Origin of the sequence: Clostridium sp. 1001283B150225_161107_B6 (genome assembly GCF_015556325.1) — a bacterium.
Lineage (GTDB): Bacteria > Bacillota > Clostridia > Lachnospirales > Lachnospiraceae > Enterocloster.
Window position 1 is genome coordinate 72,955 of sequence record NZ_JADNMD010000016.1, and the last position, 12,196, is coordinate 85,150.

Annotated in this window: 9 protein-coding genes; all 9 read left to right on the plus strand. The window is 53.2% G+C overall.

The genetic code is table 11. The features are described from left to right. The first annotated feature begins 19 nt into the window (after positions 1-19). The 9 genes from I2H39_RS25925 (at position 20) to I2H39_RS25965 (ending at position 12,161) form a co-directional block, all read left to right on the plus strand. A complete protein-coding gene (locus I2H39_RS25925; RefSeq protein ID WP_195627898.1) occupies positions 20-1,558 on the plus strand; it encodes an ABC transporter substrate-binding protein in 1,539 nt (512 codons plus the stop codon). Positions 1,559-1,635: 77 nt separating this feature from the next. Continuing rightward, positions 1,636-2,868 carry a M20 family metallopeptidase gene (locus I2H39_RS25930; protein WP_195627899.1) on the plus strand — a complete coding sequence of 411 codons (1,233 nt, stop codon included), beginning with the start codon at positions 1,636-1,638 and terminating at the stop codon, positions 2,866-2,868. Positions 2,869-2,909: 41 nt separating this feature from the next. Continuing rightward, the gene (locus I2H39_RS25935) at positions 2,910-4,748 is read left to right on the plus strand and encodes a histidine kinase (protein WP_138308884.1); all 1,839 of its coding nucleotides are present in this window, start codon (positions 2,910-2,912) and stop codon (positions 4,746-4,748) included. Continuing rightward, complete coding sequence (locus I2H39_RS25940; RefSeq protein ID WP_195627900.1) at positions 4,742-6,319, plus strand: response regulator; 1,578 nt, start codon at positions 4,742-4,744, stop codon at positions 6,317-6,319. Before I2H39_RS25935 ends, I2H39_RS25940 begins: the two co-directional genes overlap by 7 nt. Before the next feature lie 170 nt (positions 6,320-6,489). Beyond that, positions 6,490-7,911: a sugar ABC transporter substrate-binding protein gene (locus I2H39_RS25945; protein ID WP_138308880.1), complete on the plus strand. Its 1,422-nt coding sequence runs from the start codon at positions 6,490-6,492 to the stop codon at positions 7,909-7,911. Between the two features lie 104 nt (positions 7,912-8,015). Continuing rightward, entirely contained in the window at positions 8,016-8,900 is an 885-nt protein-coding gene (locus tag I2H39_RS25950; protein ID WP_195627901.1) for a sugar ABC transporter permease, read from the plus strand. Then, on the plus strand, positions 8,890-9,726 hold the full coding sequence (locus I2H39_RS25955; RefSeq protein ID WP_138308875.1) for a carbohydrate ABC transporter permease: 837 nt from the start codon (positions 8,890-8,892) through the stop codon (positions 9,724-9,726). Before I2H39_RS25950 ends, I2H39_RS25955 begins: the two co-directional genes overlap by 11 nt. 39 nt (positions 9,727-9,765) lie before the next feature. Next, on the plus strand, positions 9,766-11,052 hold the full coding sequence (locus I2H39_RS25960; RefSeq protein ID WP_138308873.1) for an amidohydrolase family protein: 1,287 nt from the start codon (positions 9,766-9,768) through the stop codon (positions 11,050-11,052). A 2-nt stretch (positions 11,053-11,054) separates the two neighbouring features. Beyond that, positions 11,055-12,161 carry a D-TA family PLP-dependent enzyme gene (locus I2H39_RS25965; protein WP_138308871.1) on the plus strand — a complete coding sequence of 369 codons (1,107 nt, stop codon included), beginning with the start codon at positions 11,055-11,057 and terminating at the stop codon, positions 12,159-12,161. Positions 12,162-12,196: the final 35 nt, after the last annotated feature.

Consider the following 12,196-nt stretch of genomic DNA (forward strand, 5'->3'; position numbering starts at 1 on the left):
ATTTCAGGAGGATATATGTATGAAAAAAGCAATTGCCATGTGTCTTATCGCCTGTATGGTGATGACAGGCTGCGGCGGCAGTAAGGGCGGAGCAGAAACACCCCAGGAAACAGTGGCTGGAAGCGACGGACAGAACGTGAAGATTAAGGATGAAATCATATTCTGCCAGGGCAATGACCTGACCACGCTGGATGCAACCATCGGACAGCAGGAGAGGGCCTACTCCATCTCCAACAACATGTTTGACCCGCTGCTCACCTATGATTCCGACATGAAGATGCAGCCGTGCCTGGCAACCGAGTACCAGTGGGCGGACGACACCACCCTGAAGCTGACCCTCAGGGAGGGCGTAAAGTTCCATGACGGCTCTGATATGAATGCAGAGGACGTGAAGTTCACCCTGGACCTCATCGACCAGAGGGGAGCGCTGTTTGTGGGCAATTACGACGGCTGCACCATTGATGATGACTACCATGTAACGGTTAAGCTCAAAGCTCCCAACCCGGCTTTCTTAAGCATACTGACCCTGCCCCAGGCTTCCGTGGTGCCTGCGGAATATGATGAGGCAACCTTTGGCTCCAATCCAATCGGTACAGGCCCTTATAAATTAAAGGAGGCAGTGGAAGGCGATTATTATACCCTTGAGCGCTTTGATGATTACTGGGGCGGCCCGGCAAAGACAAGGCTCCTGACCATGAAAATCGTGCCTGAGGCTTCCCAGCGCACCATGATGCTGGAAACAGGCGAGGTGGATGTGGCTTATGAGGTTCCCAACAATGATATCTCCCGTATCCAGGAGAATAAGGACCTTCAGATTCTCACCAGCCCGTCCATGAAAATCATCCTTATGGAGCTGAACTGCAGTTCCGACGGCCCTGTGGGCAGCCCGGATGTCCGCAAGGCAGTGGAGTGCGCCATCAACAAGCAGACCATTGTGGATTCCCTGCTCTATGGATTCGGAACCGTATCCGACAACATCATACCTCAGTCCGCCCAGGATTACCGGGAATACGAGACAAACGGATATGACCCGGAGAAGGCAAAATCCCTTCTGGACCAGGCAGGCTACGGCAGCGGCATTACACTGACCCTGTGGACCAACTCCAACCAGACCAACACGGAGATTGCCCAGGTGCTTCAGAGCCAGCTGGCCGAGGTGGGAATCACCCTCAACATTGTGACCCAGGATGACAATACATCCTTCTCCCTGATTGAGGCCGGCGAGGACTTTGACCTGATGCTGGATTTCTGGCAGACCAATACAGGACATGCGGACTATGTGTTTAACGGAATGCTGCTGTCCACCTCTGTCAATAACTTCTCCCGGTATTATAACCCGGAATTCGATGAGACATATGTGAAGTATGCATCCACCGGCGAGGGCGAGGAGAGGGAAGCGCTTTTGAAGCAGCTTTACGATGACATGGTTACAGACACCCCAATCATCGGCCTTTACAGCGAGACAAAGGTGATTGCAGCCACCGGAAAGCTTCAGGGACTGATGCTGAGCCAGATTGGCGCACATGAGTACCAGAATGCGGTGGTAACAGAAGAGTAACAGGGCCTGAAGGCCGTTGCATGACCGGGAGGAACCTTTTCCTCCCGGTTTTGTATTAGAGAGAAAGGCGGTAGAGAATGGAAGGGACGAAAGAATATGTGGCAGGACAGGCGGAGGCAATCAGGGAGGAGCTGATACAGCTGTCCCATGATATACACAGCCACCCGGAGTGCGGGTTTGAGGAATATTACGCCTGTGACAGGATTGCAGGATTGCTGCGTTCACATGGTTTCCGGGTGGATACAGGAACCGGGGGTCTGGCAACCGCGTTTACAGCGGTGAAAAAAAGCGGCGTGTCCGGCGGATGCCAGAATGGGCCAAGGATTGCCTTTCTGGCCGAGTACGATGCGCTGGAGGGACTGGGCCACGGGTGCGGCCACAACATGATTGCAGCCATGGCAGCCGGGGCAGGCATAGCCCTTTCCTCTGTACTGGACCGCCTGGGCGGAACCGTATACGTCATAGGGACTCCGGGGGAGGAGACAAAGGGCGGAAAAATCCTTATGCAGGCACAGGGCGCCTTTGCGGATGTGGATTATGTGCTGATGTGCCATCCCACCTCCGGCCCCTCCATGGTGCAGCGCAGCGCCAGGGGATGCACCACTGTTTATGCGGGCTTTACCGGAAAATCAGCCCATTCCTCCAACCCTGCATCGGGAATCAATGCCCTCACAGCGGTCAGGGCTGCCTTTTCCAATATTGACCTGATGCATCCCTGCTTCCGTTTTCAGGATACGGTCAACGGCGTCATCCGCCAGGGAGGCCAGGCCAACAATGTGATTCCGGGGGAGGCATCCTGTGAATTCTGCCTGCGCTCCAGGACCCTGGGGGATTTGGAGCGTCTGGTGGGAATCGTGAAGCACTGTGCGGAAACTGCAGCCATGCTCACAGGGGCCAGGGCGGACATACACGTGGACCCCCTGTTTTCCGAACGTTATCCCAATATCCCCATGGGCCAGGCCTTTAAGGAGAACCTGGAATCACTGGGGGAGCCTGTTTCCTACCCCGACCCCATGGGCTTTTACGGCTCATCGGATGTAAGCAATCTCTCGCTTCACATGCCGGTGATTCATGAATATATATCCATTGCGCCAGGGGAGGTCAACGGCCATTCACCGGAGTTTGCGGCGGCGGCTGCATCGGAGAAAGGGGACAGGGCGTGTATCCTGGGGGCAAAGGCCCTGGCCATGACAGGGTTTGATATACTCAGCAGCAGCCGGCTCCAGAGGGAGATACAGGAGGCATTTGAGAGGCAGGTGCCCGCGATGTACAGGACCCAGGATTGTCCGGGAAATAAAAGAATGTTATAATGAGTTGGACGGCCGTCTGGCCGTCCAGGGGGGACGGTTTGATGAAGAGGATGAAGGTAAACCTGAGGATTAAAATCATATATACATGTATTATCGCTGTCTTTATCAGCGTGTTCCTCATCATGCACTACTCCTTTAACCGCAGCAGGAATCTGCTCATCACCCAGGAGGCAGGCATCATATCCCAGTACATGAACCGCAACGAGCTGGCGCTGACCGATGTGACGGATTCCATACGCAAGCTGTCGGCTGCATCCAGCACCAACAAGCAGGTGGCCTCCTACTTAAACCAGTCCTATGACGGAAAGGTATATTCCTCGGAGAATGTCAGCCGCATCCGGGCTGTGGAGGAAACCCTGACCTTTTACAGGAATATATTCTTTGATTACAGGCTCCATTACATCATCCTGGGAGCCGATGCAACAGTGTACAGCGTGGCGGACGGGATTGACAACAGCAGTTATTTTGGGGAGAAGTTTGCCCAGAGCGTCAAACAGCAGCCGTGGTACCGGGAATTCCTGGAGGGCAAGGAAGTGTCCGGGTGGATTGCGCCCTGTATTTACAATGACAAGGGTGTGTTCAAGGACCGGATTGAATCAGGAAAGGACGAGGATTTTATCCTGTTTATCCGCCGGATTAAGGATTATAATTCCCTGAAATTCCTTGGGGTGTCCTTTGTGTCCTTTCCCACGGAAAATCTTTCCCAGGTGCTGATTCCCTATGACGGCGCGGTGCTGGCCCTCTTTGACCAGGGAAACCATCTGATTTATGCCACGGAGCACAGTGATATTCTGGATGATATATCAGCGGGCAGGCTGAACGGGGATTTCCGGGAGGACCAGGATTATTTTCATTATACAAAGGGCGGGGAGGAGTATCTGGTGAACCATGTGACCATGGCCGGCACAGGCTGGCGCATGGTGAACCTGGTGCCCCTGGCCCACATTACCCAGGCAGTGGACAAGCTCCACAGTACGGTGAATTCCCTGACCATGCTCATGGCCCTGGGGGCCTGCGCGGTCTGCCTTGCCATGTATTTCTATGTCAATGCGCCTCTTAACCGGCTGATTCATAAGGTGAGCGGGGTGAACATAGGCGGTACAAAAATCGCCGACATGGAGGACGCAAAGGGCAGGCAGATGCCTGTGTTCGGAATCGTGGAGGCGGAGCGGGAAATCAGCAGGATGGTGGATTACATAGAGAAACTCTCGGCCCAGACCATCAAGCAGAAGGAAATAGAGCAGAATCTCCGCTATGAGATGCTCCGGGCCCAGATTAACCCCCATTTCCTTTTCAACACGTTAAATGTAATCAAGTGGTCCGCCATGATATCCGGGGCAGGCAACATAGCGGACATGATTACCTCCCTTGGAATCCTTCTGGAGAACACCATGAACCGGAGGGAGGAGGAAGTGCCTCTGAAGGAGGAAATGCGTGTTGTCAGGGCATGGGTGGAAATCAAAAACTGGGGACTTAAGAACCGGATTGAGCTGGTGACGGACATCCCACAGGAGCTGGAGGAGTTCAGGGTCATTAAGTTCTTCCTCCAGCCGCTAGTGGAGAATGCGGTGCTCCACGGCATGGGAGAGGTGCTACACGGCACCATATGGATTACGGCTGAACAGTATGGGGAGCGGGTCTGCGTCACGGTGCAGGATAACGGTGCGGGCATGGAGCAGGGAAAACTGGATGAGGTGCTGAAGGAGCTGGATGAAAACAGCAAGAAACGCCATGTGACCGGAATCGGGCTCACCAGCATCCATGAGCTGATGAAAGCCAGGTACGGAGCGGATTACGGGCTCTATATTGAATCCAGGGTAGGATACGGAACAAAGGTTTTTGCAGTATTTCCATATGGGGGAGGAAACGGGTCATGCTGAAGGTAATGATTGTGGATGATGAAATCATAGTTAGGGTGGGATTCCAGTCATGCATTAACTGGGAAGCCTACGGATGCAGGGTGGTATCCACCTGTGAATCCGGAAAGGACGCAGTGGAGTGCATGAACCGGGATGTGCCTGATATCGTGTTTACGGACATTATGATGCCCGGCATGGACGGAATCCAGCTGGTGAAGTATATAAGGGAGAACCACCCGGATACAAAGGTTGTGGTTTTGAGCTGCGTGGATGAGATTGACTATGTGAAGAAGGCCATCAAGCTGGGGGCGGAGGACTATATACTTAAGCTGTCCTTTACCCAGGATACTTTGGTGGAGCTTATCACAAGGTTAAAGGCCATGATAGAGGAGGAACAGAAGAAGGCGGGCCGGGGCAGCCTGGACATGAAGGTGCAGTCCTTTAACCGGGAGGAGGACTTAAAGACCCTGCTGCTGGGAAATCACGGGCCTGGGGACAATGAAATGCTGCTGGACCGGCTGGGATATACCTATAATCCCTTTGAAACTTACCGGGCAGGCTGTTTTCTGGTGGACAGTGAACAGATGAACCGTCCGGGCAGCAGCACGGACGCCCATATCAGAAGGTACGGCCTTTTGAACATAATCCGGGAGTACTTTGAAGAGCTGCCGAAATCAGACCTGGCTTTTACCGGCGAGAATGAAATTGTGGTCCTGTTCAGAAGCGTGGGAGGGGACCGTGCGGACTGTTTTTTTCCGGACACCCTGGATTTGCTCAATCATGCTTTAAAGACCCACCTGAACCTGACCCTTTCCATGGGACTGGGCCAGGAGTGCTTAAGCCGCATGGACATTCCGGCCGGTTTCGCCCAGGCCAGGAGGCTGGCGGCCCTGCGCTTCTTTGACGGTCCGGCCGCCTTTCACAGCAAGAAGGAGGAAACAGGCCGTCCCTTCATCACAAAAAGGAGTGTGCAGCGGAACATGCAGGAGGCCATATTCAGGCAGGATGCAGATGAGGCATTCCGGCTGATTGACAGCTGGTTTGAGGAGATGGCGGGATTCCGGTCCTTTGACCAGATACAGGCCATACGACGCGGCGTGGTGGAGACATGGGTGTTCATATCAGGATATTCCATTCCCGAGGGAACGGATGTGCCTGAATACGATGAGATATACTCCACCGGGGATTTCTGGGGAGCCGAGACACTGACGGAGTTAAAGGGCTGTTTTAAGGCAGCGGTGCAGTCCGTGGTGGATTATTTACTGGCCAATAAGAGCGCGAATCCGGAGATTACCAGGTTTCTTCAGTACCTGGAGGACCATGTGGATGAGAATATAAGCCTGGAGGAAGCAGCCGGATGGTGCGCCCTGGGAAAAAGCCAGTTCTGCATCCTGTTTAAGAAGGCTGCCGGGGACACCTTTGTGAATTATTTCAACCGGCTGAAGATGAAAAAGGCGTTTACCCTTCTTGGTAGCTCCAATATCCAGGTCCAGGAGGCGGCCAGCCGGATAGGCATACATGACATCTCCTATTTCAGCCGCCTGTTCAAAAAATATTACAATATGAGTCCCAGTGACGTGCGGAAATTGTGAAAATCATACAATATTTAAAAAGAATCATACAATAATTCAAATAAAAAATAGGGATTATTTTTGGTGGACAATAATACCAATAATCCCTATTTTTTTAAATTCCAAATCAGGGAATGAACATTTATACTATGCTTACAGTTTAAGAAAACGTGAATAGAAGGAGGGTATTTATGAAACGTAAAATTTGTATGGCTTTAAGCGCAGTAATGCTGGCGGGGTCACTTGCAGGCTGTTCCGGGGGGACCAGCGGACTGCCGGGTGATACGTCCAAGGCTTCGGAGGCTCCGGCCGGCAAGGAAGCAGAGGGGACATCCGGGGAAACCGCCGCAGGGGAGGCAGGGGAAAAGCCCTATGCCGGCACAACAATCCGTGTCCTCAGTATGACAGGACAGATTTCAGATGCGATTGAAGCGTATCTGGATGATTTTGAGGAGGAGACAGGAATCAAGGTGAATCTGGAGCTGTACGGGGAAGCCCAGCTTCGCGAGAAGATAACCACGGAATTTCTGGCAGGCTCCTCCACCATTGACGCGTTCCTCATGAGCCCGCTGCAGGACATGGCGGCTTACAGCAATAACGGATGGATTGAACCGCTGGATGAATATTTAGAGGACCCGGAATTTGACTGGGAAGACTTCTCGTCGGCACCCATGGAACAGATAAAGATTAAGTCTGACGGGGCCATCGGAGCCCTTCCCCTGTATTCTTCCGTACAGCTGATGTTCTACCGGAAGGATGTATTTGAGGAAAAGGGAGTGAAGGTTCCCACAAATTACGATGAGCTGCTGGATGTATGCGGGAAAATCAATGACCCTGCAGGCAATTTTTATGCCATTGCCTGCCGCGGCGAGAAGATAGCCCTGACCTCCCAGTTTTCACCCTTCCTTTACGGATTTGGCGGCGCTTATTTCAAGGACGGCACATGCGCCTTTAACACGCCCGAGAACCTGGAAGCAGCTAAATTCTATGGAAAGCTGCTGGGGGACTATGCTCCGGAGGGCATACTGACCGCAGGATATTCCCAGATGACCCAGCTGTTCAACGCCGGACAGGTAGGCATGTGCGTGGATGCCATTGCCCTGTATCAGACTTTGATAGACCCCAATGAGTCTTCCTTCTACGACAAGGTAGGGGTTGCTCCCATTCCGGAAGGTCCTGCAGGACGCCAGTCCTATAAGCAGGTGGTGTGGGGCGCATCCATTTACTCAGGCTCTAAGAACAAGGAGGCTGCATGGGAATTCCTCAAATATGCGGCAGGCAAGGATATTGCGGCCGACATCACTCCAAAGGGAATGCCCACCTTCAGGGCTTCCGTATGGGACGATGAGCGCGTCACAGCCGCCATGCCGGAAGACTACATCCAGGCATACAATGAAGAGATTCAGGCTGATACCACCAACCAGTACGGACTTCCCAGGATGACCGCCGTATCAGAGGCCAGGGACGCCATGGGCGAGGCCATTGTGTACTCCATTGAGACAAAGGGAGAGGGACCGGATTTGGAGAGCAAGATGAATGCAGCGGCGGAAAAGGTGGACCAGCTCCTTAAGGATGCAGGTGAGTACGGCGCGGATTATCCCTATGAGGATTAAAGCGTGTCCCGAAGGCTGATTCAGCCGGACGTGCTTTGGAGACAATGGAAAGGAGCCTGCAATGATTACCAGGCTCCTTTCTGACAACAGAGAGGGATGTGTATATGAACAATTTTGTCAACAAACATATTAAGTGGGTCTTTTCCCTGCCTGCCCTTATTTTTATGATGGCCATGATTGCGGTTCCCATTGCAATGACTTTCATATTCAGCCTGAATGACTGGAACCTGCTGATGGGGAACGGCATGCGCTTTAACTGGGGAAAGAATTATCTGGATGTGCTGGCCAGCAGGGAATTCTGGCAGTCTCTGGGAATTACATTTTACTACACAGCCATTGCAACGGTGGCTGAGATGCTGCTGGGTCTTGCCATTGCCCTTGTACTGAATAAGGATTTCAGGGGCAAGAACGGGGTGAAGGCAGTGGTGCTGCTGCCATACATGATGGCGCCTGTGGCAGTGGGCCTGATGTGGATGCTGTTCTATGAGCCGTCCTCGGGCCTGCTGAATTATATCTTTACAACCGTGGGCCTTCCCAGGTCAGCCTTTGTGTCGGCAAAGCAGACGGTCATTCCCGCCATTGCAGCGGTGGAGACATGGCAGATGACTCCCATGGTGGTGATTGTATGTCTGGCAGGACTTTCGTCGCTTCCAACAGACCCAATGGAGGCTGCCAGGGTGGACGGGGCAACGCCCATACAGACATTTTTCCAGGTGACCCTGCCTCTTCTCACCCAGACCCTGTTTTCCATCGGCCTGCTGCGGTTCATAGACGTGTTCAAGTCCTTTGACCTGATTTACGCCATGACAAAGGGTGGACCGGCCAATGCATCCAGGACACTTAACCTGTTTGCCTATGAGACGGCATTTTCCTATTACAAATTCGGCCTTTCATCTACAATGCTCATGATATTGTTTGTGATTGTGCTGCTGCTCAGCGTTTTAGTCATGAAGATACAGAGAAAGTTGGTGGCGTATTATGGGGGTTAATAAGTTCAGGACAAAGAAGATTATCTCAAAATTATTATTTGGCATCCTGGTCCTGATTATCGTGATACCGATTCTGTTCCCGCTGTATTTTGTGCTCATTTCTTCCTTTAAAAATATGGCCCAGGTGTATATCATGCCTCCCAAGCTGTTTGGATTCAAACCCATACTGGATAACTACATTTACATATTTAAGACCCAGCACTACGGCACCTATATGCTGAATTCCACCATTGTAGCAGTGGCGTCCACAGCGCTGTCCCTGCTCCTGGGAGTACCGGCAGCCTATGCAATTGCCAGATATAAAATGGGAAAGGCCAACACAGCCATCCTTACGGCCCGCCTTCTGCCCAACATATCCATTCTGCTGCCCTATTATTTCATATTTTCCAAGCTGCGCATGATTGATACCTACGGCGTGCTGATTCTCAGCCACATGGTATTGTCCCTTCCGCTGATTGTGTGGATTATGGTGGGATTTTTCAGTGATTTGCCATTGGAACTGGAGGAGGCAGCCATTGTGGACGGCTGTACCAGGCAGAAGTGTTTTAAGGACGTCCTTCTGCCCATCAGCGCGCCCGGATTAGTGACCTGCTCCACCCTTTCGTTCCTGGGCTCCTGGAACAACTTCCAGTTTGCCCTTATCCTCAGCGGTGAGAAGACAAGAACCCTTCCTGTCTCCCTGCAGTATTTTGTGTCGGGCGCAGACATACGCTGGGGCCGTATGCTGGCAGCCACCATTGTGGTTATTGTGCCAACCATCATCCTGACCATGATACTGCAGAAATACATTGTTCAGGGCATGACGGCCGGAGCGGTAAAGGGGTAGGAACCCAGGCCGGAAAAGCGCGCAGCAGAGGAGGAATTCATGGAGATACCGGTGCTGGTCCATGGGAAGGGAATTTATGATTCTCTTTCAAGGAAAATGAAATATACAGGGATGGTTCTGGAGAAAAGCCGGATTAAGGAGATGGGGCGCTTTGAGGAACTGGCCCAGGCGCATCCCGGCGCAAGGATTATGGATTGTTCGGACAGCTATATCCTGCCTGGTCTGATTAATACCCATGTGCATCTGGAGTTTACGCCCTCCGGGGATACTTATGGAGCCTACATCAGGGAGGACAGAGGGACCCGTCTGGCCGGGGCCATGGAACACGCCAGGATGCTTTTGCGCTCAGGCGTGACAACGGTCCGGGACGCAGGAAGCTCCATGGACCTGGTGAGGGCCTTAGGCTCAGATAATCCCATGGACCTGGAAACAGGTCCGGACCGGAAGAAAGCCGTGGCGGAGACAGGGGCGGACCTGCCAAGGATTCAGGCAGCGGGCATGCCTCTGACCCCGGATGGAGGACATCTGGCATTCTTAGGAAAGACCTCCAACGGTGCGCAGGGATTGATACAGGCCGTGAAAGAACGCAAATCAGCGGGCTGCGGCTGCATCAAGCTGATTGTCAGCGGAGGCCAGCTTACCCCCGGCTCCATACCGGAGCGCGACACCTACAGCAGGGAGGAAATCCGGGCGGCAGTGGAGACGGCTCATGAACTGGGACTTCCCACAGCAGCCCACTGCCTGACAACCAGCTCCTGTGTGAACGCCCTGGAGGCCGGGGTGGACAGCCTGGAACACTGCGCCTGTTTCAGGCGGAACCATCGTACGGGGCTTTTGGAACGGTGTTATGAGCCGGATGTGATGGAACGGTTTTGCGGGAACAACCGTTTTTTCATGGCAGGTATATCCAACAACTACCATATGCTGGACCCTGCCAGGGATGGCGTGAAAAAACCGGATGAGCGGGAAGCCTTTTTCCTGGAGCAGGAAAAGCGGGAATGTGAGATTTTCGCCCGCCTGTCTGATTTGGGAATGCGTCCCGTGATTGGAACGGATGCAGGCTGCGGATTCACCTTTTTCCATGAGACCTGGCTGGAGATGGAGCTTTTATGCAGGAGGTGCGGCCTTACGCCGGAGGAAGTGATTCAAGCGGCCACGCTGGAGGGCGCCAGGGCTTTGGGGTTGGGGGACTTCCTGGGCATGCTGGCCCCAGGATATGAAGCGGATTTTATAGCAGTGGAACGGAGCCCCCTGGAGGACATAGAAGCGTTCCGGCATGTGAGGCATGTTGTGTGCAGGGGAAAAATAATGAAACAGGGAGAATAAATATGGGACATATGTACGAACTCAGGGAAACGGAAGCAATTATATCACCCAGCCTCATTTATTATGAGGAAATCATCAGGGACAACATAAAAAAGGCAATTGGGACAGCCGGAAGCCCGGAGCGGCTTTGGCCCCATGTAAAGAGCCATAAATCCATGGACATGGTGAAGATGCAGATGGAGTACGGCATCACAAAGTTTAAGACAGCTACCGTTGCGGAGGCTGAGATGGCTGCGGAGGCAGGGGCTGAAAAGGTAATTCTGGCCTATCCGCTGATTGGTCCTAATATGGAACGTTTGGTGAAACTGGCAAAGGCGTATCCTGATACGGTTTTCTACGGCGTGGAGGATGACCGGAACCAGTTTGAAGCCCTTTCCCGGGTATGCGTGGAACAGGGGATTGTGCTGCCAATGCTGGTGGATGTGAACATGGGGATGAACCGTACCGGTGTTCCCATTGAACAGCTGGAGGAGCTTTACCGCTTCGCGTCCGCCCTTCCGGGGCTCCGCCTGTGCGGTATGCACTGTTATGATGGAAACCACAATAACAGGGATGCGGCCCTGAGACTGGCCCAGGTGGACGATACGGACAAAAAGGTGGCGGATATCATGGAGCGCCTTGTCAGGGACGGTATCTGCTGTGAAATGGCAGTGGCGGGAGGAACCCCTTCATTTCCATGCCATGCAGGCTGTACCCGGTGGTATCTGTCCCCGGGCACTGCATTCATCACGGATGCAGGGTATTACATGAACCTTCCGGATTTGGATTTCATTCCCGGCGCAGCCGTGATGACCAGGGTTATCAGCCGCCCTGCAAAGGGGGTGTTCACCACGGACCTGGGCTATAAGGGAATTGCATCCGACCCGGCGGGACAGCGGGGATATATCGTGGGACTGGAGGACGCGGTACCCATCATACACAGCGAGGAACACTGGGCGTTCCGGCTGGAGGACGAAGGCAGGATACCGGCCATAGGAACCTGTCTCTATGTGATTCCCACCCATATATGTCCCACCACGGCGCTGTATCCGGAGATACTGGTGGCAAGGAACGGGCAGGTGGCTGACAGATGGCAGGTGACGGCGAGGAACCGCAGAATCACCTATTAGGCCGTGCGATTCGTGTGGTGCAGCGTATTTCCGGG